This is a genomic window from Streptomyces silvae, assembly GCF_016745505.1.
GTDB classification, from domain to species: domain Bacteria; phylum Actinomycetota; class Actinomycetes; order Streptomycetales; family Streptomycetaceae; genus Streptomyces; species Streptomyces silvae.
Genome location: NZ_JAERUC010000196.1, coordinates 64,442 through 90,125 on the forward strand (window position 1 = coordinate 64,442; position 25,684 = coordinate 90,125).

19 protein-coding genes are annotated in these 25,684 nt (G+C 72.0%); 15 read left to right on the plus strand and 4 right to left on the minus strand.

The features are described 5' to 3' along the window. Window positions 1-3 precede the first annotated feature (3 nt). On the minus strand, window positions 4-1,353 hold the full coding sequence (locus JKV81_RS32470; RefSeq protein ID WP_202079201.1) for a family 43 glycosylhydrolase: 1,350 nt from the start codon (window positions 1,351-1,353) through the stop codon (window positions 4-6). Between the two features lie 315 nt (window positions 1,354-1,668). Between JKV81_RS32470 and JKV81_RS32475 the strand changes: the two genes are divergently transcribed. From JKV81_RS32475 to JKV81_RS32485, 3 genes are all read left to right on the plus strand, one after another. After that, the gene (locus JKV81_RS32475) at window positions 1,669-2,961 is read left to right on the plus strand and encodes an MbnB/TglH/ChrH family RiPP precursor modification enzyme (RefSeq protein ID WP_202079203.1); all 1,293 of its coding nucleotides are present in this window, start codon (window positions 1,669-1,671) and stop codon (window positions 2,959-2,961) included. A 7-nt stretch (window positions 2,962-2,968) separates the two neighbouring features. Next, window positions 2,969-3,982 (plus strand): TIGR04222 domain-containing membrane protein, encoded by a 1,014-nt coding sequence (locus JKV81_RS32480; protein ID WP_202079205.1) that lies wholly within the window; start codon window positions 2,969-2,971, stop codon window positions 3,980-3,982. 118 nt (window positions 3,983-4,100) lie between these two features. Continuing rightward, a complete protein-coding gene (locus JKV81_RS32485) occupies window positions 4,101-4,877 on the plus strand; it encodes a TIGR04222 domain-containing membrane protein (RefSeq protein ID WP_202079207.1) in 777 nt (258 codons plus the stop codon). A 283-nt stretch (window positions 4,878-5,160) separates the two neighbouring features. On the opposite strand, the gene hemQ is transcribed toward JKV81_RS32485, so the two are convergent. Further along, entirely contained in the window at window positions 5,161-5,874 is a 714-nt protein-coding gene (gene hemQ / locus JKV81_RS32490; RefSeq protein WP_099174898.1) for a hydrogen peroxide-dependent heme synthase, read from the minus strand. A 4-nt stretch (window positions 5,875-5,878) separates the two neighbouring features. After that, entirely contained in the window at window positions 5,879-7,366 is a 1,488-nt protein-coding gene (gene hemG, locus JKV81_RS32495; RefSeq protein ID WP_129266138.1) for a protoporphyrinogen oxidase, read from the minus strand. A 126-nt stretch (window positions 7,367-7,492) separates the two neighbouring features. Here hemG and JKV81_RS32500 point away from each other — a divergent pair, with 126 nt between their 5' ends. Then, the gene (locus JKV81_RS32500) at window positions 7,493-8,476 is read left to right on the plus strand and encodes a DUF4349 domain-containing protein (RefSeq protein ID WP_202079208.1); all 984 of its coding nucleotides are present in this window, start codon (window positions 7,493-7,495) and stop codon (window positions 8,474-8,476) included. Between the two features lie 50 nt (window positions 8,477-8,526). Then, entirely contained in the window at window positions 8,527-9,906 is a 1,380-nt protein-coding gene (locus JKV81_RS32505) for an FAD-dependent oxidoreductase (protein WP_129266136.1), read from the plus strand. A gap of 15 nt (window positions 9,907-9,921) precedes the next feature. On the opposite strand, the gene hemE is transcribed toward JKV81_RS32505, so the two are convergent. Further along, window positions 9,922-10,965 (minus strand): uroporphyrinogen decarboxylase, encoded by a 1,044-nt coding sequence (hemE, locus tag JKV81_RS32510; protein ID WP_164992769.1) that lies wholly within the window; start codon window positions 10,963-10,965, stop codon window positions 9,922-9,924. 158 nt (window positions 10,966-11,123) lie between these two features. On the opposite strand from hemE, the gene JKV81_RS32515 reads away from it, so the two are divergent. From JKV81_RS32515 to JKV81_RS32560, 10 genes are all read left to right on the plus strand, one after another. Further along, the gene (locus JKV81_RS32515; RefSeq protein WP_099174893.1) at window positions 11,124-11,783 is read left to right on the plus strand and encodes a DUF3000 domain-containing protein; all 660 of its coding nucleotides are present in this window, start codon (window positions 11,124-11,126) and stop codon (window positions 11,781-11,783) included. A gap of 219 nt (window positions 11,784-12,002) precedes the next feature. Further along, complete coding sequence (locus JKV81_RS32520) at window positions 12,003-12,665, plus strand: helix-turn-helix transcriptional regulator (protein WP_033300087.1); 663 nt, start codon at window positions 12,003-12,005, stop codon at window positions 12,663-12,665. A gap of 117 nt (window positions 12,666-12,782) precedes the next feature. Further along, the gene (locus JKV81_RS32525; RefSeq protein WP_202079211.1) at window positions 12,783-14,057 is read left to right on the plus strand and encodes an HRDC domain-containing protein; all 1,275 of its coding nucleotides are present in this window, start codon (window positions 12,783-12,785) and stop codon (window positions 14,055-14,057) included. Window positions 14,058-14,327: 270 nt separating this feature from the next. Beyond that, a complete protein-coding gene (locus tag JKV81_RS32530; RefSeq protein WP_099174891.1) occupies window positions 14,328-15,548 on the plus strand; it encodes a thiolase family protein in 1,221 nt (406 codons plus the stop codon). Beyond that, entirely contained in the window at window positions 15,545-17,674 is a 2,130-nt protein-coding gene (locus tag JKV81_RS32535) for a 3-hydroxyacyl-CoA dehydrogenase NAD-binding domain-containing protein (RefSeq protein ID WP_129266134.1), read from the plus strand. Before JKV81_RS32530 ends, JKV81_RS32535 begins: the two co-directional genes overlap by 4 nt. Window positions 17,675-18,041: 367 nt before the next feature. Continuing rightward, window positions 18,042-19,811 (plus strand): stealth family protein, encoded by a 1,770-nt coding sequence (locus tag JKV81_RS32540; protein WP_307820649.1) that lies wholly within the window; start codon window positions 18,042-18,044, stop codon window positions 19,809-19,811. After that, window positions 19,808-20,935, plus strand: coding sequence for a DegT/DnrJ/EryC1/StrS family aminotransferase (locus tag JKV81_RS32545; RefSeq protein WP_202079215.1), 1,128 nt, complete (start codon window positions 19,808-19,810; stop codon window positions 20,933-20,935). Before JKV81_RS32540 ends, JKV81_RS32545 begins: the two co-directional genes overlap by 4 nt. Continuing rightward, window positions 20,932-21,954 (plus strand): Gfo/Idh/MocA family protein, encoded by a 1,023-nt coding sequence (locus tag JKV81_RS32550; protein ID WP_202079217.1) that lies wholly within the window; start codon window positions 20,932-20,934, stop codon window positions 21,952-21,954. Before JKV81_RS32545 ends, JKV81_RS32550 begins: the two co-directional genes overlap by 4 nt. An 88-nt stretch (window positions 21,955-22,042) precedes the next feature. After that, window positions 22,043-23,680, plus strand: a complete 1,638-nt coding sequence (locus JKV81_RS32555) for a stealth family protein (RefSeq protein ID WP_202079218.1) — start codon at window positions 22,043-22,045, stop codon at window positions 23,678-23,680. After that, window positions 23,677-25,659 (plus strand): glycosyltransferase, encoded by a 1,983-nt coding sequence (locus tag JKV81_RS32560; protein ID WP_202079220.1) that lies wholly within the window; start codon window positions 23,677-23,679, stop codon window positions 25,657-25,659. Before JKV81_RS32555 ends, JKV81_RS32560 begins: the two co-directional genes overlap by 4 nt. Window positions 25,660-25,684: the final 25 nt, after the last annotated feature.

The following is a 25,684-nucleotide window of genomic DNA, read 5'->3' on the forward strand; positions in this document are numbered from 1 at the left end:
CCGTCAGTCACGGTCCCGGCGCTGGACGTACAGGCGGTTGCCCTTCGGTCCTGTCCACTCCACCCGTACGACGCCGGGCACGGCCGCGTCGGGGAGGCGGGACGGGTTGGACCAGTGGCCGAAGTTCGGGTTGCGGAAGAACGTCGCCCAGAGGTCGCCGTCGGCGTCCTCGAAGAAGTTGTTGTGCCCGGCGCCGACGCCGACGGTCCAGCGCTCGGAGTACGGCCCCTCGAAGTGGTCGGAGACGGCGGCGACCGCGTCGTACTGGTACTGCACCCGGCCGGTGCCGGCCGGGTCGTAGCCCTGGCGTGCGGTGCCGTCGGCGTCGATCGACGTCCGGTCCCAGGCGGCGTGGAGGAGGAAGTACTTTCCCCCGTGCTTGAAGACGTACGCGCCTTCGAGGTACGGCTCGGGCGTGTAGGGGGTCTGGCGGAACAGCGGGAGGTCCACCGGCGTGACGATGTCCTCCATGTCGTCGCGGAACTTCGCGTAGAGGTTGTTGTGCAGCACCAGCCAGGCGTCGCGGCCCTCGCTGTAGAGGCTGCCGTCGATGTGGTGGTAGGCGCCGGGCTCGATGAAGCTCGGTCCGCCGATGAACGACTCCCCGAAGGGCTTCTCCAGGTTCCCCTCGACGAGCCGGTACGGGCCCTCGACGCCGCCCTCGCTCACCAGCATGAACGAGCCGACCTTCCGGGAGTGGTCGCCCATGCACGCGACGATGTACCACTTCCCGCGGAAGCGGTGCAGCTCCGGGGCCCAGGCCTGGCCGCGCTTGCCGAACTGCTCGTCGTGCCAGTACTCCTGCCACGGGGCGACGACGGTGCGTCCGGGCCGGTTCTCGTCGGTGAACTCGGGCGACCAGACCTTGCCCTTCTCCGCCCCGGGCCGGATGCCGGTCGTGTCGGCCAGTTTCCAGGGGCCCTTGAGGGAACGCGCCACCCAGACGAAGATGCCGTCGTTCCAGGGGCCGGCCGCTTCGAGTCCGGGCACTCGGGTGGTGCCGGTGGCGACGTAGAGCGGACGGCCGTCCACGACGAAGCAGTTGACGTAGGTGTCCCGCATCCACACCACGCCGCGCTCCTTGTCACGCGGGCGCAGCTCCAGCGGGAGGACGAAGGAGTTGTCCTCCCGGGGCCACAGGTCCTGCCGGATGTCGGCCCGGCCGTAGGGCTCGGGGTCGGGCCAGTTCGCCGGGTACCGACGCTTCGCCCCGGCCCTGGCGGGGGCGGCCGGGGCCGCCGAGGCCTGCGCCGGCGCGGCGGCGACGGGGAGTGCGGCGGCGGCGCCCACTCCGGCGGCACGGGCCAGCAGGGACCGTCGGCCCAGGGGCGGCCTGTTCTCGGTGCCGGTCATGTCGGTCACGTCCTCCGTTCGTCCGTCCGGGACGGCGTGCTCCCGGCATGTCGACGAGCATGCGAACGCCTGTTGATCTCCGTCAACGGACCATGGAATTAATCCGGAGTGTCCGGCTCGTCGGCATATCGGTGGCGGTCCGCGTTTCCGCAGGTCGGTGGGGTGCCGACGAGCCCGTACGGAGCATCACGATCGGGTAACGGCGCATTTGGTGCCGGTCCGGGAACCTCAAATTCAGCTCTGAACGTCCCCCTTTCCGGGTTCACCGGCGCGCGGCGGGGCCATGACCAGTGCACGGAACGGGGAGGGGACACCATGAAGCTGGGGATCGGTATCGGATGGCGGCCTGAGATCGCGGACGCCGTCGAGGCTCTGCCGGGGATCGACTGGGTCGAGGCGGTCGCGGAGAACCTCTGCGCGGACCATCTCCCCGACTCCCTCGTGCGCCTCCGGGAGCGCGGGGTCACCGTCGTCCCGCACGGGGTCTCCCTCGGCCTGGGGGGCGCCGACCGGCCGGATCCCGGCCGCCTCGCGGGTCTGGCCGCACGGGCCGAACTTCTGGGCACGCCCCTGGTGACCGAGCACATCGCGTTCGTACGCGCCGGAGGGCCGCTCACCGCCTCGCCGGTCCTGGAGGCGGGCCACCTGCTGCCGGTGCCCCGCACCTGGGACGCCCTGGAGGCGCTGTGCGAGAACGTGCGGATCGCGCAGGACTCGCTGCCCGTGCCGCTGGCCCTGGAGAACATCGCCGCCCTGATCTCCTGGCCCGGCGAGGAGCTGACCGAGGGACAGTTCCTCGCGGAGCTGGTCGAGCGCACCGGCGTACGGCTGCTGATCGACGTCGCCAATCTGCACACCAACCACGTCAACCGCGGCGAGGACCCCGCGACCGCACTCGACGAACTGCCGGTGGAGGCCATCGCGTACGTCCATGTGGCGGGCGGCGTCGAGAAGGACGGCGTCTGGCACGACACGCACGCACACCCGGTGACGCGTCCGGTCCTGGACGTGCTGGCCGAGCTCCGCTCCCGGGTGGACCCGCCTGGCGTCCTGCTGGAGCGCGACGACGACTTCCCGCCGGCCGACGAGCTGGCCGGTGAACTGACCGCGATCCGCACCACCCTGGCCGCCGCGGCCCCCGCCTCCGGTGCTTCCCGGAACCCTGCGGCCCGGCCCCCGGAGCCGGGCGCGCGTCCGGCCGGGGCCCGCGACCGGACGGCCGTGGCGCAGACCGCGCTGCTCTCCGCGCTCGTGGCCGGCACCCCCGCGCCGGACGGCTTCGACCACCGGCGCCTGCGGGTGCAGAGCCGGGCCCTGGCGGCTAAGCGGGCCGATGTCGTCGCCAAGGTGGCGCCCGAGCTGCCCGGGATCCTCGGCGACGGCTACCGCCCGGCCTTCCTCGCGTACGCCAGGAACCGGCCGATGTCCGCCGGTTACCGCCGCGACGCCCTGGACTTCGCCGAGCGGCTGCTCATCGAGGGCCGCCCGGCCGACGACGCCGCCCGGCGGAGGCTGACCCGCTGGTGGCAGGAGCGCGCGGCGGCGCGCCCGCCGCGCCGAGGTGCCCGCCTGGTCCACGCCGCCCGTACCGCCCTTCTCGGAAAGTGACCCCGCGATGAACGCTCTCGCCCTTCTGCTGACCGTGGCCGTGGCCGTGGCCTGCACGCTCCTCATCGTCGCGACGCAGCGCGCCCGGCGGCGGGGCGACGACACCGCCGCGTATGTGCACGACCTCTCCGAGGCGGCCTTTCTCAGCGGTGGACCGGCCCGGGTCGTGGACACCGCGCTGACCCGTATGCACGCGGACGGGCGGCTGGCCGTCGGCGGTCCCGGCATCGTCGCGGTCCAGCGGGACGAGGCCCGTGACGCCGTGGAGCGCGCCGTGCTCCAGGAGCTGGCAGGCGCCCCGAGCGGAGCCCTGCACACCCTGCGGGAGGCGGTGATGCGCCATCCCGCGGTGCAGGAGATCGGTGACGGGCTCGCGGCCCGCGGGCTGCTCGTCGCGCCGGGCGAGAGCCGGACCCGGCGCTCCTGGGGGCTCGTGCTGGGTATCTGGTGCATCCTGGGGTTCCCGGGCGCCATCGTGGTGACGGTCGTGCAGTACGCCACGCTCGACGCGTACGCGGACCTGCCGTTCCCCTTCGTGGTGAAGATGCTGCCCGCGATCGTGGCCGGCTCGGTGGTCGGCCTGGTCACCGCCGCGTCCGCCCGGACTCGGCTCACCCGGTCGGGGCGCAGGGCCGCCGACGGCTACCGGGCGGCCAACGCCCATCTGACCGACCCCGCCCACCTGGTGGCCACCCGGGGGCTGTCCGCGCTTCCCGACGCGGAGCTCCAGGCGCAGTTGGTGGCCGCCGCCCGGCAACGGCCCGCCGGGCGCCGCTCCTCGGCGTCCACCAGCTCGGCCGCCACGGCGGCAGTGCTCACGCCGGTGGTGTGGTGCGCCGGGGCGAGTCCCGGCGGCGGGAGCTGCGGCGGATCCAGCGGCGGGGGCGGCGACTCGGGCTCCGGGTCCGCGTGCAGCTCGGGGTCGAGCTGCGGCAGCAGCGGCTCCAGCTGTGGGGGCGGATCGAGCTGCAGCAGCGGCTCCAGTTGCGGCGGCGGCTCCAGCTGCGGCAGCAGTTCCTGAGAGCGCGCGGGACGGCAGGCATACGGATTCAGCCACCGGTGACCGTCCGTGACCGATCTTGGTCCATATGGTGAACACGGCATGGCGCTCCCATGCCGGTTTCGCATAGAACTCGGCCATGCTCTGGGTCCTGCTTCTTCTGGTCGCGTGGGGCGCGGCCGCCGTCTCCTGCATCCGGCTCTGCCTCGTCACCGCGGGTGCGGCCCCCCTGCCGTCCGGCGCCGCGCGGGCACTGGTCTCCCCCGAACTCAACCTGTACGAGACGGCGTTCCTGGCCGGCGGCCCGCAGCGGGTGGCCGATCTGGCGCTGGTCTCCATGCATCTGCGGCACCGGCTGCTGCTGGCCCGCACCGGCTGGGCGACGGTGGTCGACCCGGAGGGCCGGGACGAGGTCGAGCGCACCGTGATCCGCGCGATCGGCCCGGAGGGACAGTCCCGGATAGCCCCGATACGGGCCGCTGCGGCGGCTGCCGACGCCGTACGCTCCCTCGCCGACCGCCTGGTGGCCGCGGGGCTCGCCGTACCCCACGGGACCCGTACGGACCTGGAGTCGGCGGCCCGTGCCGTACGGGGCGCGGCGGTGCTGGTGGTGGTCCTGGCGGCGACCGCCATGCTGATGCCAGGTCAGGAGACGGGCTACGCGGGCCCGGTGGCCGCCTGGTTCGGGCTGCCGCTCGTCCTGACGCTGGGCTGCCTGGCCATCGCGCGCGTGGAGAACCACCCGTACAGCCCGTGGGCCTCCCCGTCCGGACAGCGCTGGCTGGACTCGCTGCCGGCCCCGGTGCGCGGTGCGGACCGCGATCTGCTGGCGGCGGTGGCGGTGCGGGGCGTGGGGGCCCTGGAGGACCCGGACCTGAGAGCGGCCCTGCTGAGCGGGGCGCGGGCGGCCGGCTGACCCGCCGGACCGGAGGCCGCGCAGCACGGAGGGCCGCCCCGTCGGGGCGGCCCTCCGTGCTGCGCTATCCAGTTGTGCGGCCCGGGACACATCGGCCTGACCGGCGAGGAGCGGCGGCCCGCGGAGAGGAATGGCTGACTCCCCCGCGGATCACGACAGTTCGCCGGCCGTCGGCCGATGTGCACCCGGCACCGGGACCCGGTGTCGCTGGAACGACGGGCGGCGTCACACGCGCCGTTGCCCGCCAACTGATCTTCCGGGTCGGGATGACCGGAAACGCTGGCTATGCGAGTCCGGTCACCAATTCTGCGACGGACTTCCTGCGTCCGGTGTAGAACGGCACCTCTTCACGGACGTGGAGCCGTGCCTCGGAGGCCCGCAGGTGACGCATGAGGTCGACGATGCGGTACAGCTCGTCGGCCTCGAAGGCCAGCACCCACTCGTAGTCCCCCAGCGAGAAGGAGGCCACGGTGTTGGCCCGCACGTCGGGGTAACCGCGGGCCATCTTGCCGTGGTCCGCGAGCATGCGGCGGCGGTCCTCGTCGGGCAGCAGGTACCAGTCGTAGCTGCGTACGAAGGGGTACACGCTGATGTAGTCGCGCGGGGTCTCGTCGGCCAGGAAGGCCGGCACGTGCGACTTGTTGAACTCGGCGGGGCGGTGCAGCGCCATGTTCGACCAGACCGGCTCGAGTGCGCGGCCCAGCTTGGTGCGCCGGAAGAGGTTGTACGCCTCCTGGAGCTCGTCGGACGTCTCGGCGTGCCACCAGATCATCAGATCGGCGTCGGCCCGGAGGCCGGACACGTCGTAGGTGCCACGGACCGTGATGTCCTTGGCCCCGAGCTGGTCGAACAGCTCCTGGACCTCGTCGGCGTAACCGGCGCGGTCCACGGGCAGGACGTCCTTCAGCCTGAAGACGGACCACAGGGTGTAGCGGATGACCTCGTTGAGGTCCTTGGCCTTCTTGCCTGCGTTCGGAAGCTTTTCTGGCGCACTCATACGGCTATTGTCCCGCCTCGCTCCCGGTGCCCCGAACCCGGGTCGGCGTGTTGTCGATCTCCCCCGCGCCCGCGCCCGTCAGGTCGTGGACGATCTCGTCCGCGGCGCGGTGCGCGCTCGCGATGCAGGCGGGGATCCCGACGCCGTCGTACACCGCTCCGCAGACCCGCAGACCCGGCAGCTTGGCGACCTCCTCGCGGATCCGCGCGACCCGGGTGAGGTGGCCGACCGGGTACTGGGGCAGCCCGCCGATCCACCGGGTGACCTGCGTGTCCACGGGCCGGGCCGTCAGTCCGGCCGCGTCGGCGAGGTCGCCCAGGGACGCGGCGACGAGCTCGGAGTCCTCACGGTGCAGGTGCTCCTCCTCGCCGTAGCGGCCGAGGGAGGTGCGCAGCACGAAGAGGTCGGGGGCCGCGTCGGCGACCCACCGCCACTTGTTGCTGGAGAAGGTGGCGGCCTTGATCCTGCGGCCGTCGACGGGCGGCACGAGGAAGCCGGAACGCCCCTGGAGCGCCGCGTTCCCCTCGATGTCGGAGCGCCGGAAGGCCATGGTGACCAGGGCCATCGAGGCGTACTCGACGGCGGCCAGCTCGACCGAGGCGGCCGGGCACTCGGCGGCGAGCAGCGTCGACGCGGACCAGGCGGGGGTGGCCAGCACGAGGGCGTCGGCGGCGATCACCCCGCTGTCGGTGCGCACGTCCCAGCCCCCGGCGGTGCGGGTCAGGCCGAGCACCGGGGTCTCCATGAGGATCTCGGCGCCCCCGGCCCGTACGGCGTCGGCCACGGCGCCCGGCAGGGTGCCGATGCCCCCCTCCAGGCCCTGGAAGACCGGGCCGGTCCGCTGCCGGGCCGCGGCCCTCTCCTGGATGCGCCGGACGCCGTCGAGGAGCGGGCCGCCCTCCTTCACGGCCTCGAAGAGCTGGGGCACGGCGGCGCGCATCGAGATCCGGTAGGCGTCCCCGGCGTACACCCCGCCGAGCAGCGGCTCCACGAGCCGGTCGACGACCTCGCGGCCGAGCCGGTCGGCGACGTAACTGCCGACCGCGACGTCGTCGCCGACGGCGGTCGGGGTGAGGTCGCGCTCCTCGGCGATCCTGGCCAGGCCCTCGGGCGAGAGCACCCCGCTGAGCGCCGACGGATCGCCCGGTACGCCCATCACATGGCCCTTGGGCATGGGGCGCAGGGCGTCGCGGGTCCAGACCGAGGCGGTGGCGGTGGCGGGCGGCTGGAGCCGGCCGCCGAGCCCGGCCGCGGTGGCCAGCTCGACCCCTTCGGTCCGGCGCGCGAGCATCGACTCGGCACCGAGGTCGACCTGGGTGCCCGCGATCTCGCCGGTCATCAGCTTGCCGCCGAGCCGCTCGGTCGCCTCCAGGACGGTGACCCGGAGGCCGGAGGCCAACAGCCGGTGCGCGGCGGCGAGTCCGGCGATGCCGCCGCCGATGACGACGGCGTGGCCCGTACGTGTGGTGTCGCGCTGAAGAGAACGCTGCATGGGTCCACTCTCTCAAACCCGTCCCGAGTCCCGAACGTGACCGCTTCGAAACCCCTGGCGGGAAACCCGCGCACGGGTCGCGTACGTCGAACCGGCACCATCGACAACGGCCCTGGGGGGACGCTCATGCATTTCGACCGGCACACGGACAGTCATCCACCCGCTCACACCCGCCGCCGCTCACGCGTGCCGGCGGCCGCCGGACTTCTCGTGGTGCTCCTGGCCACCGGTGCGTGCGGCGGTGCCTCCGACAGCGGCGGGGAGGGGTTCAGGTCGGCGGCCGACAGCAAGGCGGGCCCGGCGCCCGGCGCCGGAGCCGGGGAGGCGGCGCCGAAGCCGGCCGCCGGCGCGTCCTCGGCGCCCGACCCGGGCTCCACGATCGCGGTCCACGTCATTCGCACGGCCACCCTGGCCATCGAGGTCAGGAGCGTGCCGAAGGCTGTCGCGGCGGCCCGGAGCACCGCGGAGGACGCCGGCGGACTCGTGGCGGACGAGACCACGGAACGGGTCGACGACACCCACGACATGTCCCGTCTCGTGCTGCGCGTGCCGCAGGCCCGGTACGACGAGGTGCTGCGCGGCCTCACCGGGTCGGGGAAGCTGCTGTCCCGCACGTCGAACGCGAAGGACGTCACCGGTCAGGTCGTCGACGTCGAGAGCCGGATCGCGACGCAGCGGGCGAGCGTCGCGAGGGTCCGCGACCTGATGGAGAAGGCCGAGAAGCTCACCGACGTGGTGACGCTGGAGGGCGAACTCAGCAGCCGCCAGGCGGACCTGGAGTCGCTGCTCGCCCAGCAGGCGTCGCTGAAGGACCGTACGACGCTGGCGACCGTCACGCTCGAACTCAGCGAACCCGAGGGCAGGGGCGACGGGTCCGAGGAGGAGGGCACCGGCTTCCTCGACGCGCTGCGCGGAGGCTGGGACGCGTTCGTGACGATGCTGCGGTGGATCGCGGTGGCGGTCGGTGCCACGGCGCCGTTCCTGGCCGCGGCGGCCCTCCTGGTGCTGCTGTGGCGGCTGTTGCGCGGCCGGCTGCCCCGGCGCCGTACGACGCCGTCCAGGCGGGTCCCCGAGGCCCCGGAGGCTCCGGAGCCCCCGCCGGCCGCGTAGGAGCCGTAGCGTGGGCCCCTGACCTGTAGGTGACGGCGAAGGGACCCGGCATGGCGGCGGAGCGACTGGTGGTCGTCGGAGGCGACGCGGCGGGCATGTCCGCCGCGTCGCAGGCCCGCAGGCTGAAGGGGCCGGACGCGATGAGCATCATCGCCTTCGAACGGGGCGACTTCACGTCGTACTCCGCCTGCGGCATCCCGTACTGGGTGAGCGGCGACGTCGAGGGTCCGGACGCCCTCGTCGCCCGGACGCCCGAGGAGCACCGGGCCCGCTCGATCGATCTGCGCACCCGCACCGAGGTGACGGAGATCGACGTCGCCGGGCACCGGGTGCGGGCGCTGGACCGTGACAGCGGCGAGACGTACTGGACGGGCTACGACAAGCTGGTGATCGCCACGGGCGCGCGGCCGGTGCGCCCCGATCTGCCCGGGATCGACGCCCCGGGCGTCCACGGGGTGCAGACCCTGGGCGACGGACAGGCGCTCCTGGAGTCGCTGGAACGGGCCCCGGGGCGCCGGGCGGTCGTCGTCGGCGCGGGCTACATCGGCGTCGAGATGGCCGAGGCGATGCTGAAGCGCGGCTTCGAGGTGACGGTGCTCAACCGCGGCGCGCAGCCGATGGCGACGCTCGACCCGGACATGGGGCAGCTGGTCCACGAGGCGATGGACGGGCTGGGCATCACCACCGTCAACGGCGCCGAGGTGACCCGGATCGACACCGGCGACGACGGCCGGGTCACGGGGGTCGTCACCGAGGGGGGCACCTACCCGGCGGACGTCGTCGTGCTCGGTATCGGCGTCGAGCCGGAGACGGGGCTGGCCCGTGAGGCCGGTCTGCCGCTGGGGCCGCACGGCGGCCTGCTGACGGACCTGTCGATGCGGGTCGTGGGGCAGGACGGCATCTGGGCGGGCGGGGACTGCGTGGAGGTCCTGGACCTGGTCGCCGGCCGCACCCGGCACATCGCGCTGGGCACCCACGCCAACAAGCACGGCCAGATCATCGGGTCCAACGTCGGCGGCGGGTACGGCACGTTCCCCGGCGTGGTCGGTACGGCGGTGAGCAAGGTCTGCGACCTGGAGATCGCCAGGACGGGGCTGCGCGAGAAGGACGCCCGCGCGGTGGGCCTGCGCTACGTCACGGCGACGATCGAGTCGACGGGCCGCGCCGGCTACTACCCGGGGGCGAAGCCGATGACGGTGAAGATGCTCGCGGAGTTCCGGACGGGCCGGCTGCTGGGGGTGCAGATCGTCGGCCGTGAGGGGGCGGCGAAGCGTGTGGACGTCGCGGCGGTGGCGCTCACCGCCGGGATGACGGTGGAGGCCATGACGGCCCTCGACCTCGGCTACGCCCCGCCGTTCTCCCCGGTCTGGGACCCGGTCCTGGTCGCCGCCCGCAAGGCCGTGTCGGCGGTGCGGGCGGCGGGGAGCTGACCGGCGGGCGGCCGGCTAACGGGCCGTCTGCCGGTGGACGTACTCCACGAGGCGCGTCAGCGCGTCCGGGTCCATGTTCGGCATGACGCCGTGGCCCAGGTTGAAGATGTGGCCCTCCAGACCGGCGGCCGCGTCCAGCACCTCCCGGGTCTTGGCCTCCACCGCGGGGGTCGGCGCGAAGAGCACCGCCGGGTCGAGGTTGCCCTGGAGCGCCTTGCCGGGGCCGACCCGGCGGGCGGCCTCGTCCAGCGGGACCCGCCAGTCGACGCCGACGACGTCCGCGCCGGCCTCGCCCATCAGGCCGAGCAGTTCGCCGGTGCCGACACCGAAGTGGATGCGCGGGACGCCGTACGGCGCGACGGCGTCGAAGACCTTCGCCGAGGCGGGCAGCACCGAGCGGCGGTAGTCGGCGGGGGCCAGGGCGCCCACCCAGGAGTCGAAGAGCTGCACGGCGGAGGCGCCGGCCTCGATCTGGACCTTGAGGAAGGCGCCGGTGATGTCGGCGAGGCGGTCGAGCAGATCGGCCCAGAGCTCCGGGTCGCCGTACATCAGCGCCTTGGTGTGCTCGTGGTTGCGGGACGGGCCGCCCTCCACGAGGTAGCTCGCCAGGGTGAACGGCGCGCCTGCGAAGCCGATCAGCGGGGTGGACCCCAGCTCGGCGGTGAGCATCCCGATGGCCTGGGTGACGTACGGGACGTCCTCGGGCGTCAGGTCGCGCAACCGGGCGAGGTCGGCGCGGGTGCGGATCGGCTCGGCGATGACCGGTCCGACGCCGGGCTTGATGTCGAGGTCGATGCCGATGGCCTTGAGCGGGACGACGATGTCGCTGAAGTAGATCGCGGCGTCGACCTTGTGGCGGCGTACGGGCTGCAGGGTGATCTCGGTGACCAGCTCCGGCAACATGCACGAGTCCAGCATCGCGATGCCCTCGCGGACCTTCAGGTACTCGGGCAGCGAGCGCCCCGCCTGACGCATGAACCAGACCGGGGTGTGCGGCACCGGCTCACGGCGGCAGGCCTTGAGGAAGGCCGAATCATGGGTGGCGGGGGTCGTCCGCAGGCCCGAGGACGGGCCCTCCCCTGTTCGGACGGAGCTGCGCTCTCGGGGAAGGTCGTTGGCACTCACGCACAGAATCTTCGCACGGAGCGGCAACGAGCCGGACGTCGCATGGGTGTCCCTCCCTGCACGGCGCTCCGGTTCCGCCTACTCTTCCCCGCATGGCTCCGGCTCAGGGACAATTTTCCGATCATTCCGATGGCACTGACAGCGAGGAGGGTGCGGACGGCGACACCGTCCCGCCCGCGTTCCGGGCGGCGGTCGACGCGCTGCGCTCCGCCCGCCTGCGCCCCGAACTGGAGGTCGAGCCCACACGGCCGCCGCAGCGGCTCGCCCCGCACGCGTACGCCCTGGAGGCCGCCGTCGTGGAGGGCGAGGACGATCTCGCCGACGGCCGCCTGGTCCTCCTGCACGATCCGGCCGGACACGATACCTGGCAGGGCACGTTCCGCCTGGTGACGCTCGTCCGGGCCGAACTCGAACCGGAGATGGCGGCCGACCCGCTGCTGCCCGAGGTGTGCTGGACCTGGCTCACGGGCGCGCTGGACGCCCGGGGTCTCTCGTACGGGGAGGCCGGGGGGACGGTGACGCGCGCCGGTTCGCACTACTTCGGTGCGCTCTCCGCGCGCCGCCCGGCGACGCAGATCGAGATCCGGGCGTCGTGGACGCCGCGTGAGGGGCGCGGCGGGGTGCCCGACACGGCGGGCCATCTCGTCGCCTGGGGCGATCTGCTCTGCCAGCTCGCCGGTCTGCCGCCGTCGGGGACGGCCGACGCGGCGGTGGTGAGCCTGCCCCAGCGGCGGGGGCCCCAGGTCTCATAACGCTGCGTCATCTTCGGGGAGAGCCGGTCGCACAGGGACCGGCTCTCTTTTCGTACAATCGATCGCGCGTCCTATTTGCCCGAATTGTTACTCACTAAATCGTGATCTTCCTCTAAAGGAGGACGCACCTGCTGCCGAAGAGGTCAATGACCCTTCAAGCACGGTTCGCCCCGGCTTCATCCCCGAGCCGGCCCGTCCCGCCACTCCCCAGGAGGCCTGGTGTCCGTTCTCCTCGAGCAGCCCGCAAGCCTGGTCGCCTACCGCCCGAACAAGCCGACGGCCATGGTCGTCGTGGCCGACCCGCGCGTCCGTTCCACCGTCACCCGCCATCTGTGGGCACTCGGAGTTCGTGACGTCATCGAGGCGTCGTCCATCGCGGAGGCCCGCCCCCGCGTCGGCAACCCGCGCGACATCTGCGTTGCCGACGTCCACCTGCCCGACGGTTCCGGGCTGACCCTGCTGTCCGAGACCCGAGCCGCCGGCTGGCCGAACGGCCTCGCCCTCTCCGCCGCCGATGACATCGGCGCGGTGCGCAACGCCCTCGCGGGCGGCGTGAAGGGCTATGTCGTCACCGGCACCCGTACCAACATCGGCCACCCCACCCGCCCCGGCGTCGCCCCCATCGGTGCCAACGCCGCCCGAATGCACCGCAGGCCTCCCGGTTCCCCGAGCCACCCGGGCGGCTACCGCGAACTCTCCGGCCGTGAGGTGGAGGTGCTCCGCCTGGTCGCCGAAGGCCAGTCCAACAAGGCCATCGGCGTCTCGATGGGCCTCTCCGCCCTCACCGTCAAGAGCCACCTCGCCCGCATCGCCCGCAAGCTCGGCACCGGAGACCGCGCCGGAATGGTCGCCGTGGCCCTGCGTACGGGCATCATCCACTGATCCCCCCACCCCACCGGCACCTGCGCGGATGCGTATCCGGCCGGTTTACGTGCATGGCCGCCCGTCGACGGAACGTTCCGTCGACGGGCGACGCACATACACAGATACCCTTGGCATGTGACCGACGCCCAAGAGACCGCAGCAGACACTTCACTGCGAACCACCGGGGGCGCTCCCCCGGACGACGTCGCCCCGGCGCCGATCCCCTTGCTCGAACCGCGCGAGGGCATCCCCCCGGTGGTGGCGACCGACGACGCGCTGGCCGGGGTGGTCGCGGCCTTCGCCGCGGGCACCGGACCGGTGGCCGTCGACGCCGAGCGCGCCTCGGGGTACCGCTACGGGCAGCGCGCCTATCTCGTGCAGCTGCGCCGCGAGGGCGCGGGGAGCGCGCTGATCGACCCGGTCGGCTGCCCCGACCTGTCCACGCTCGGCCAGGCCCTCACCGGAGCCGAGTGGATCCTGCACGCCGCCACCCAGGACCTGCCCTGTCTGCGCGACATAGGCATGACCCCGACCTCGCTCTTCGACACGGAGCTCGCCGGGCGGCTGGCCGGATTCCCGCGCGTGGGCCTCGGCGCCATAGTGGAGAACGTCCTCGGCTACGCCCTGGAGAAGGGCCACTCCGCCGTCGACTGGTCCACCCGCCCCCTGCCCGACCCCTGGCTGCGCTACGCCGCGCTCGACGTCGAGCTGCTGGTGGATCTGCGCGACGCCCTGGAGGAGGAGCTGGACCGGCAGGGCAAGCTGGAGTGGGCGCTGGAGGAGTTCGACGCCATCGCCTCGGCCCCGCCGGCTCCCCCGCGCAAGGACCCGTGGCGCCGGACCTCCGGCATGCACAAGGTGCGCCGCCGCCGTCAGATCGCGGTCGTACGGGAGCTGTGGACCGCCCGTGACCAGGTGGCGCAGCGCCGTGACATCTCGCCGGGCAAGGTGCTCGGCGACGCCGCGATCATCGAGGCGGCCCTGGCGCTCCCGGCGAACGTACAGGCGCTCACCGCGCTGCCCGGCTTCGGCCACCGCATGGGGCGCCGTCAGCTGGAGCAGTGGCAGGCGGCCGTCGACCGGGCCAAGGAGCTGCCCGAGTCGGAGCTGCCGCAGCCCGGCCAGCAGCCGGCGGGCCCACCGCCGCCCCGCTCGTGGGCGGACAAGGACCCGGCCGCCGCGGCCCGGCTGTCGGCGGCCCGTACCGCCGTGTCGGAGCTGGCCGAGCGGCTGCACATGCCGCAGGAGAACCTGATCACCCCGGACACCGTGCGCCGGGTCTGCTGGGAGCCGCCGAAGGTGCTGACCCCGGGCGCGGTCGAGACCGCGCTGGCCGGGCACGGCGCGCGCCGCTGGCAGATCCAGCAGGTCGGCCCCCTGCTGCTGCGGGCGCTGGACACGAGCGCCTGACCCCGACGACACGCGTACGCCCCCTGCCGGATCGGTGGGGGGCGTTCGCGTGTCGGGACCGCACGGCGGACCGGACCGTCGAGGAGGATCGAATTCACGCCAGTTGTCCGCCCTTCCCGGGACACCGGCCGCGCCCCCTCCGTATGTGACGTTCGCCGCTCCGGTGGTGGGGGGTGGGCAGTCCGGTTACCCGCAAGTAGCATGAGGGTCGTGGCGCGCCGATGCGTGCGCCCGCAGCAGTGCCATCCCGCACCCTGGAGGAGAGCCACCGTGCCTCGTACCATCCGGGACGTCGTCTTCGTCGACGGCGTCCGCACCCCGTTCGGCAAAGCGGGCCCGAAGGGCATCTACCACGAGACCCGCGCCGACGATCTCGTCGTGAAGGCCATCCGGGAGCTGCTGCGCCGCAACCCGGACCTGGACCCCGCGAAGATCGACGAGGTCGCCATCGCCGCGACCACGCAGATCGGCGACCAGGGCCTCACGCTCGGCCGCACCGCCGGAATCCTGGCCGGTCTGCCGCAGTCCGTCCCCGGTTACTCCATCGACCGCATGTGTGCGGGCGCCCTGACCGCCGTCACCTCGACGGCCGGCTCCATCGCCTTCGGCGCGTACGACGTCGTCATCGCCGGCGGTGTCGAGCACATGGGCCGCCACCCGATGGGCGAGAGCGTGGACCCGAACCCGCGCCTCGTCTCGGAGAAGCTGGTCGACGAGTCCGCCCTCTTCATGGGCATGACCGCGGAGAACCTGCACGACAGGTACCCCTCGATCACCAAGCAGCGCGCCGACGAGTACGCGGTCCGTTCGCAGGAGAAGGCCGCCAAGGCGTACGCCAACGGCAAGATCCAGCAGGACCTGGTACCGGTCTCCGTGCGCCGCACCAACGCCGAGGCGGGCGAGACGGGCTGGGGCCTGGTCACCGCCGACGAGCCGATGCGCCCGGGCACCACGCTGGAGTCCCTGGCCGGTCTGAAGACCCCGTTCCGCGCCCACGGCCGCGTGACGGCCGGTAACGCCGCGGGTCTCAACGACGGCGCCACCGCCTCGCTGCTCGCCTCCGAGGAGACCGCCCGCGAGCTGGGCCTCCCGGTCAAGATGCGTCTCGTCTCGTACGCCTTCGCGGGTGTCGAGCCGGAGGTCATGGGCTACGGCCCGATCCCGGCGACGGAGAAGGCCCTGGCCAAGGCCGGTCTCTCCATCGACGACATCGGTCTCTTCGAGATCAACGAGGCCTTCGCCGTGCAGGTGCTCGCCTTCCTGGAGCACTACGGCATCGCCGACGACGACCAGCGCGTCAACCAGTACGGCGGCGCGATCGCCTACGGCCACCCGCTCGCCTCCTCCGGCGTCCGCCTGATGACTCAGCTGGCCCGCCAGTTCGAGGAGCAGCCGGAGGTCCGCTACGGCCTGACGACCATGTGCGTCGGCTTCGGCATGGGCGCGACGGTCGTCTGGGAGAACCCGAACTTCAACGGAGGCAGCAAGTGAGCTCCACCACTGAGCTTCTGAAGGGTGCGGCCGAGCTGTTCCCCGGCGAGGTCGTCACCCAGGCGCACGTACGCCACCTCGACCTGCCCGGCGGTGCGGGCCGTTTCGCCCTCATCACGCTGGACAACGGCTTCGACCACACCAAGCCGACCACCATCGGCCCGCAGTCACTGGCGAACCTGAACGCCGCCGTCGACCAGGTCGAGAAGGAGGCGGCCGAGGGCACGATCGTCGGTGTCGGTGTCACCGGCAAGCCGTTCATCTTCGCGGTCGGCGCCGACCTCAAGGGTGTCGAGCTCCTCAAGGACCACAAGGACGCGCTGGCCATCGGCAAGGGCGGCCACGACGTCTTCCGCCGCCTCTCCGGCCTCGCGGTCCCGACGTTCGCGTACTACAACGGCGCGGCCATGGGCGGCGGCGTCGAGATCGGGCTGCACTGCTCGTACCGCACCGTCTCCAGCGCGCTGCCCGCGTTCTCGCTGCCCGAGGTCTTCCTCGGTCTGGTCCCCGGGTGGGGCGGCTGCGCGCTGCTCCCCAACCTGATCGGCGCGGACCGCGCGGTCTCGGTGATCATCGAGAACTCGCTGAACCAGAACCGTCAGCTCAAGGGCAAGCAGGTCTTCGAGCTCGGGATCGCCGACGCGATCTTCGAGGGCGCGGACTTCCTGGAGCAGTCGCTGATCTGGACCGCGTCCGTCCTCAAGGGCGAGATCGCGGTGGAGCGTGCCGAGGTCGACCGCGGTGACGCCTGGGTCCAGGCCGTCGCCCGCGGCAAGGCGATCGCGGACTCCAAGGTGCACGGGGCGGCCCCGGCCGCGTACCGCGCGCTGGAGATCATCGCCGCGGCCAAGGACGGCGACCTGAGCGCCGGCTTCGACGCCGAGGACCAGGCCCTCGCGGACCTGATCATGGGCGGCGAGCTGCGCTCCGGGATCTACTCCTTCAACCTGGTCCAGAAGCGCGCCAAGCGCCCGGCCGGTGCCCCGGACAAGTCCCTGGCGCGTCCGGTCACCAAGGTCGGCGTCGTGGGCGCGGGCCTGATGGCCAGCCAGCTCGCCCTGCTCTTCCTCCGCCGCCTGGAGGTCCCGGTCGTCCTCACGGACATCGACCAGGAGCGCGTCGACAAGGGCGTGGGCTACGTCCAGGCCGAGATCGAGAAGCTGCTCGGCAAGGGCCGTATCAACCAGGACAAGGCCAACCGCCTGAAGGCCCTGGTCTCCGGTGTGCTGGACAAGGCGGAGGGCTTCTCCGACGCCGACTTCATCATCGAGGCCGTCTTCGAGGAGATCGGCGTCAAGCAGCAGGTGTTCGCGGAGGTCGAGGCGGTCGCCCCGGCGCACGCGATCCTCGCCACCAACACCTCGTCCCTCTCGGTCACCGAGATGGCGTCGAAGCTGAAGAACCCCGAGCGGGTCGTCGGCTTCCACTTCTTCAACCCGGTCGCGATCCTCCCGCTCCTGGAGATCGTCCGCGGCGAGCAGACCGACGACGCCTCGCTGGCGACGGCCTTCGGTGTCGCCCGCAAGCTGAAGAAGACCGCGGTGCTGGTGAAGGACGCCCCGGCGTTCGTCGTGAACCGTATCCTCACCCGCTTCATGGGCGAGATCCAGAACATCATCGACGAGGGCACCCCGGTCGAGACGGCGGAGAAGGCCATCGAGCCGCTCGGCCTGCCGATGTCCCCGCTGGTGCTCCTCGAGCTGGTCGGCCCGGCCATCGGCCTGCACGTCTCGGAGACCCTGAACCGCGCGTTCCCGGACCGCTTCACGGTCTCCGAGAACCTCGCGGCGGTCGTCAAGGCCGGCAAGCGCGGCTTCTACGTCTACGACTCCGGCGCGCCCGTCCTCGACCCCGAGGTCGCCGCGCTCCTCAAGCAGGGCGACACCGTCCTGACGGAGGAGCAGGTCCGTGACCGCGTCCTGGACGCGGTGGCCCAGGAGATCGGCCTCATGCTGGCCGAGGGCGTCGTCGCCGAGCCGCAGGACATCGACCTCTGCCTGATCACCGGCGCGGGCTGGCCCTTCCACCTGGGCGGCATCACGCCGTACCTGGACCGCGAGGGCGTCTCGGAGCGGGTCAACGGCAAGCCGTTCCTGGCGCAGGGCGTGGCGAGCGTCCCGGCGTAACGCCACCGCTGTCCTCTTCACCGAATCTGCGCGATCAGCGGAGAGCGGGCCGTACGGATCACCGTACGGCCCGCTTTCGCGTGTCCGGAATTGCCAGCTACGTAGCCGAATCGGAATCATTTAATTGCAGACTCAACCTTAGAATCTTGTTATTCTTCACCTCTGCGACACGTTTGCTTCACTTGGCTGCACCTTCCGGCGGATCCCCACCTCCGCGCTCCGCCCGCCGAGTCCGACGCACGGTCGCTGTGACGCGTGATGGTTGCTCGCCGTGAGGCCGAGCGGGGGAACACGGAGTAGACGAGCAATGGGCAACCCGGAGGCCTCTACCTTGCTGCGCCTTTACCGGCGCATGCTGCCGCACACCGTGAGGCACCTTCTGGTGCGACTCCTGCCCGCCCGCAACCGGCTGATACTCCAGCACGGCCTGTCCGGGCTCGGGACGACCTCACGTGTCCTGCGCAAGCACCTGAGCGTACGGCTGAGCAAGCGCCTGCGGCGCGACGCGCACCGGCCGGGCGTGAAGCTGGTCTGGTACGCCCGCGGGGTGCGTGCCGCCGAGGTGACGGAAGGGCTGACACCGTCCGTCGCCCGCGCGACGAACCTGCTGCGCGTGACCGACGTGCTGGAGCGTCACGGCATCCCGTACTTCTGTGTCCGCGGCACCTCCGTGACCATGACCGCCGTGGCGGTTCCGGCAGGCGAACGCCAGCGCGCCGAGAGGGCCCTGCGGGTGAGCGCACTCGCCGCGGGGGCCCTGCTGGCCGGCGGCGCCGCCGGAGGCAAGCCCCTGCACGCAGATCAGCGTGCCTCCTGGGCCCAGACCTCGGAAGAAACGATTCTGCGGATCTGGTGGCTCCTCACCGATCCCGGCGGGCAGTGGACGCTCGGCCCCAACCACGCGTGCGTCATCGAGTACTGGACCGAGGACGACGGGCTGCTCCTCGCCCCCGTCCCCAATCTCACCGCGACCGCCGTGGTCGCCGCGGAGAACCCCGTCCGGGTGCCGGTCAGTCATTTCACCGGTCCGGTCAGCGGTCTGGTGGGCGCCGCCCCACAGGTCGCGACACGGTCCGAGTTCACGCTGTCCCTCCCGGACGAGGTCACCTTCCCGGTGGACGCGGTCTACACCTGGGTCGACGGCGCGGACCCCGAGTGGATCCGCCGCCGGGCCACCGCGCTCGGCCGGACCGACTACCACGAGCAGGCGATCAGCGCCGCGCGCTTCACCAGCCGCGACGAGCTGCGCTACTCGCTGCGCTCCCTGCACCAGTTCGCGCCGTGGCTCCGCACCGTCTACCTGGTCACGGACGGGCAGGTGCCCGCGTGGCTCCACACCGACCACCCCGGGCTCAAGGTGGTCCCGCACAGCGAGATCTTCAGCGATGCCTCGGCCCTGCCGACGTTCAACTCGCACGCCATCGAGAGCCAGCTGCACCACATCCCGGGGCTCTCGGACCACTTCCTGTACTTCAACGACGATGTCTTCCTGGGCCGCAGCGTGACCCCCGAGGAGTTCTTCCACGCCAACGGGCTCTCGAAGTACTTCCCTTCCAACTCGCTCGTCCCCATGACTCCGGCCTCCGCCGAGGACCCGCCCTCGGAGATCGCCGCGAAGAACAACCGCGTCGTCATCGCGGGGACCTTCGACCGGGTGCTGACCAGGAAGATGAAGCACGTGCCGCACTCGCTGCGGCGCGACATCCTCCAGGAGATCGAGGACCGCTACCCGGCCGAGCACCGGCAGACGCAGCACTCGCACTTCCGCAGCCCGACCGACCTCTCGATCACCTCGTCGCTGCACCACTACTACGGCCAGCAGACGAGCCGTTCGGTGCCGGGGCGGATCCGCTACACGTATCTGGACCTGGCCGCCCCCAACACCGGCAGGCATCTCAACAGGCTGCTCGCCAGGCGCGATTACCACACGTTCTGCATCAACGACACGGTCGACGACCCGGACACCGCGGAAGCGCGGACCGCGATGCTCAGGACGTTCCTCGACACCTACTTCCCCGTGCCCAGCCCCTACGAACGGCCTGGACCGGACACTCCCCGGCTCGACCACGGCCCGGTGGAAACCGCCCGGCCCGAGCCCGCCCTCGACCTGCCGAACTCTGTGAAGTGGAACCCATGACTACTGACCCCCAGGTGATACGCGCCGCAGCTCCGGTGATCGGAGAGGACGAGATCGAGGCTGCGGTGCGTGTACTGCGCAGCGGCATGGTCGTCCAGGGCCCGGAGGTCGCCGCCTTCGAGGAGGAGTTCTCGAAGTTCGTCGACGGCCGCCACTGCGTGGCCGTCAACTCGGGCACCAGCGCCCTGCACCTCTCGCTGACGGCGCTCGGCATCGGCCCCGGCGACGAGGTGATCGTCCCCTCGTTCACGTTCGCCGCGACCGCCAACGCGGTCCGTCTCGTGGGCGCCACCCCGGTCTTCGCCGACATCGAGCGCGACAGCTTCTGCCTCTCCCCGCGCGCGGCCGAGGCCGCCGTCACTCCGCGCACCGCCGCGATCATGCCGGTACACCTGTACGGCCACCCGGCGGCCATGGCGGAGCTCACCGCGGTGGCCGAACGGCACGGCCTCGCCGTCGTGGAGGACGCCGCCCAGGCGCACGGCGCCGCGCTGGACGGGACACCGGTGGGTGCCTTCGGCGCGGCCGGCTGCTTCAGCTTCTACCCGACCAAGAACATGCACAGCCTCGAAGGCGGCATGGTCACCACGGGCGACGCGGCACTCGCGCGGACCCTGCGGCTGCTGCGTAACCAGGGCATGGAGCAGCGCTACGCCAACGAGATCGTGGGCTTCAACGTCCGGATGACGGATGTGTCGGCCGCGATCGGGCGCGTCCAGCTGCGCAGCCTGGACGCCTGGACCGACCGGCGCCGCGCCAACGCCTCCGCGCTGGACGCGGGACTGAGCGGCGTCATCACCCCGCCTGTCGCCGGGGGCGCCCGGCACGTCTACCACCAGTACACGATCCGGGTGGACGCCGAGGCAGGCAAGGACCGGGACACGGTCTCCCGGGAACTGCAGGAGCGCGGGATCGGCAACGCGGTGTACTACCCCACCCCGGTGCACCGTCTGAAGCCCTTCCGGAGCGGCGACAGGGCCCTCGGCCATGTCAGCGGGGACCTCGCCGAGACGGAGCTGGCCGCGGCGCAGGCGCTTTCCGTACCCGTGCACCCGCTGCTCACGCCCGAGGAGCTCGACCGTCTGACGGTCACCGTCAACGAGGTCGTGGGGGGACGCGCATGAGCCGGGAGAGGTCTCTGCGGGCCGGGCTGATCGGTCTCGGATCGATGGGGCGCAACCACGCCCGGGTGCTGCACGGTCTGGAGGGCGTCGAGCTGGCAGGCGTCGCCGACCCGGTGGCGGCGGCGGACGACGCGCCCGGTTCCGTGCCGGTCTTCCGTACGGTCGCGGAACTGGTGGCCGAGGGCATCGACTACGCCGTCGTCGCCTGCCCCACCGCGCTGCACGAAGAGGTCGGGCTGGAGCTGGCGGGCCACGGGGTCCACGCCCTGATCGAGAAGCCGATCGCCCCGTCGGTACGGTCGGCCGGGATCATCACCCGCGCCTTCGCCGAGGCGGGCCTGGTGGCCGGCGTCGGGCACATCGAGCGGTACAACCCGGCTCTCCGGGAGCTGCGGGCCCGCTTGGACATGGGCGAACTGGGTGACGTCTACCAGGTGGTGACACGGCGTCAGGGGCCGTTTCCCGCCCGGATCGCGGATGTCGGGGTGGTCTACGACCTGGCGACCCACGACATCGATCTGACCGCCTGGCTCACCGACAGCCACTACAAGTCGGTCACCTCCGCGACGGTCTCGCGCAGCGGGCGTGTCCATGAGGACCTCGTGGCGTTCGTGGGGCACCTGTCCTCCGGGGCGGTCACCAGCCATCTGGTCAACTGGCTGTCCCCGCTGAAGGAACGGGTCACCATCGTGACCGGGGAGCACGGCTGCTTCGTGGCCGACACCCTCACGGCCGACCTGTGGTTCTACGCGAACGGCTCCCGGCCCACCGAGTGGGAGGGACTGCGCCAGTTCCGCGGCGTGTCCGAGGGCGATGTCACGCGCTACGCGATCGTCAAGCGCGAACCCCTGCTGGTCGAGCACGAGACCTTCCGTGACGCCGTGCTCGGCAAGGAAGCCGACATCGTCACGCTCGAACAGGCCACCGGCACCGTCGCCGTGGCCGAAGCCGTTCTCGAAGCCGCGGCGAAGCGGACCGGAGTCCCCGTGGGCCCGGTCCGGCCGGTGGCCTCCGTCTGACCGGATCACGCGGGTGGCCTGCCGTGGCCACCCGCGTGAGCGGCGTCCCCGCCGTCCTTCACGGCGCACTGAAGTTCTGGAGTATTCGGTGATCCATCCGATCAACGCAACGGCTGAACGCCCGAGCCGGGCCCTGCCGGCGGGCATGCACGAGATCCCCGTCGGCATGCACCGGCGGCTGGCCCACGTGCAGCCCGGCCTCACCCCTCTGGCGGTGCGGGCCCAGCACCTTCAGCTGGTGTCCACCGCGCTGACGCAGGCCGGCGTCGAGCACTTCGTGGTGCCCGGAACCGAGGACACCTCGTCGGCGATCGGCGTACGCGACACCCAGCGCGGCCGGGTGGCCCAGACGCTGCGGTCGTTGTTCAGCCGGAGTCCCGGATACATCCAGCGCAGGGTCCCCGTCCAGCGCACCAGCGAGCTGCTGCACCTCGGTGCCCGCGAGTCCTCCTGGCAGGGCCTGGAGACCGTGGACGTGCTGCGCGCCATCTGGTTCCAGGCCGATCTCTCGGGTGAGCTGGTGTACGGCGTCGAGTACGGCTGCGACATCGAGTTCTGGCGGGAGGAGGAGGGCCGCCTGCTGCCGCCCAGGATCAACCGGGGCGCGAGCTTCCTCCTGCCGGAGGGCGAGATGACGCTCGTCTCGCCGCACCGCTTCAGCCGGCTGGCACCGCCGCTCCGTACGGAACAGGCGCCCAGGCAGCGGCGCTGGGGACGCAAGCCGGAACCGGCCGGCCTGCCGACCCGCCGGGAGTTCGTCTGCACCGGGCCGGACGAGATCACCTTCCCCATCGACGTCGTCTACACCTGGGTGGACAGCGACGACCCGGCCTGGCAGCGGCGCAGGGCCGAGGCCTCGGGCGACGTCTTCCACGAGGAGTCCGCGAGCGCCGGGCGCTACATCAACCGCGACGAACTGCTGTACTCGATGCGCTCGCTGCACATGTACGCCCCGTGGGTCCGCCATATCTTCCTGGTCACCGACGACCAGGTGCCGCACTGGCTCGACGAGTCCGCCGAGGGCATCACCGTCGTGTCGCACCGGGAGATCTTCCGGGAGACGGACCGTCTGCCGGTGTTCAACTCGCACGCCATCAGCGCGCAGTTGCACCGCGTCCCCGGACTCTCCGAGCATTTCATCCACTTCAACGACGACGTCTTCGTGGGCAGGCCGATCACCCCGCACGAGTTCTTCCTGCCGAACGGGGCGTCCAAGTACTACCCGGACACGGTCCGCATTCCGATGGGCCCGGTACGGCCGGACGACCTGCCGCACGAGGTGGCCCGGAAGAATGTGCGCGCGCTTCTGGAGGAGCGGTTCGGGCGCACCATCATCGACGCGATGAAGCACACGCCGGTGCCGCTGCGCCGCAGTGTGCTGGAGGAGATGGAACGGGAATACGCGGAGGTGTTCCGTGCGACCGCGGCGGCCCGTTTCCGCAGCGGTACGGACATCGACGTGGGCACCTGCATGTATCCGTACTACTCGTACTTCACGGGGCGCGGAGTGCCCGACTCCATTCCGTACGCCTATCTCCATCTTTCGATGGTCCAGCTCTCCAAGAAGCTCGACAGGCTGCTCAAGCGGCGGGACGCCGCCGTCTTCTGTGTGAACGACTCGTTCACCACCGAGGACGACGTGGCCGATCAGGAGGCCCTGATCCATCCGTTCTTCGAGGCGTACTTCCCCCTTCCCAGTCCTTACGAGAAGCCGGCGCAGCGTTGAAGATCGACTTCCTGGTCCAGAACGCTTTCGCGGCGGACGGTACGACCCGTGCCGTGCTCAATCTCGCGGGGGCGCTGGCCGACACCCACGAGGTCCGGGTCGTCTCGGTGTTCCGCTGGCTCGACCGCCCGGCCCTCGCGCCGGCCCCGGGCGTGCGCGCCGTCTCCCTGCTGGATCTGCGTGAGGGACGCCGCCCCGACAAGCAGGACATCCGGCGGCTCACCCCGTCCCGGGTCATCCCGCGGACGCAGGCGATGTCCTGGCGCTACAGCCTGCTGACCGACGACAAGGTGGAGGAGTACCTCGGGGAGACGCAGGCCCAGGTGGTCGTGGGTACCAGCCTGGAGCTGGCGGCCTACGTGTCCCGCTGGGGGCGCCCCAGGGCCCTGCGCCTGGGCCAGCTGCACCTGCTGAGCACGGTGCTGTCCCCGCAGGAGCAGAGCCGTGCGTGGGCCGGGCTCGGCAGGCTGGACGCCGTGATCGTGCCGAGCGCGGCCGAGGCCACGGCCGTCACGGAGGCCGGACTGCCGGGCGGCATCGCGGTGTACGCCCACCCCGACTGCGTGCCCGAGCCGCGGGTGCGTCCGGCGGACGGCCGGTCCCGGGTCGTGATGGCGGCGGGGCGGCTCGTCCCCGAGAAGCGCTTCGATCTGCTCGTCCAGGCCTTCGCGCAGGTGTGCGCGGCGCATCCCGACTGGCAGCTGCGGATCTTCGGCACCGGCCCGGAGTACGGGGCGCTCCGTGCCCTGGTCGCCGACCTCGACCTCTACAACCACGTCTTCCTGATGATGGAGGAGCCGAGGCTGGAGGCCCAGTGGGCGGCGTCCGCCGTGGCCGCCGGCACGTCGGACCGCGAGTCGTTCGGTCTGGCACTGGCGGAGGCCATGCGGTGCGGTCTGCCCGTCGTCTCCACGGCCTGCCCGGGCGGGCCGCCGGAGATCGTCCGGCACGAGATCAACGGGCTGCTCACGCCGGTCGGCGACGTCGACGCGTTCGCCGCCGCACTGCTGCGCCTGGTCGAGGACGAGGAGGCCCGCGTGACCATGGGGGGCCAGGCCCTCCAGGACTCCGGCCGCTACGGTCCGGAGGAGGCCGCGGGGCGCTTCGAGAAGGTCATCAGGATGTCCCGGAGGGCACGCAGGGAGTCCCGCCCCGCCACCGAGGTCACGGTGGGGTGCGTCGTGGAGCCCGACGGCCTGATCGGTCTGCGCCTGGCAGGGGTGAAGGAGGGCCGCGAGGGTCTGCACCTGGTGCTGCACAGGCGCAAGGCGGGGCGCGGTGAGCGGCCCGTCCGGCTCCCCCTGCTGCCCGCCGGTCACCTGGGGGCACACCTCTACTCGGCGGTGGTCCCGGCCGGACCCGAGGTGCTGACGGAGGGCCGATGGGACGTCCATCTGGACACCGGTGAGGGCAGACCCGCGAAGGTCCGGCCGGGAAGCATCGATCTGCGGGGCTTCGGTCCGGTGGCAACCGGCCCCGAGGGAACCGTGGTTCAGCTCCCCTACGCGTCCGAGAGCGGCCACCTGGTGCTGCGTACCTGGACGCGGGAACGGCATGCGGAGGCCACGGAGGTCTGGATCAGCGAGGGGACCATCCACCTGCGGGGCGTCCTGTACGGGTCCGACTTCGGTGAGGCGGAGCCCCTGCTCCTGATGCGCCGCCGTGGCGTGGAGGGACACAGTTTCTGGCTCTCCGGCAGCTCGTCGGGCGCCGCCGACTTCTCCTTCGCGTTGCCCGCGTCGGACCTGGCCGAACAGCTCGTGGGCCGTCATGAGCTGTGGGACCTGTGGGTGGGCAGACGGTACGACCCCGTGGTCGCACGGCTGGGCCGCTTCCTCACGGATGTGGTGGACGTGAAGAGCGTCTTCGCCTACCCCAACACCGTCGTGACGTCCGACGACGGTCCGGCCGTCCTGGTCAAGCCGTACTACACGGCCGGCACCGAGCTCTCCGTCCGTGTCTCCGAGCGGGCGGAGTAGCGGGACAGGTGGACAGGACCCAGCC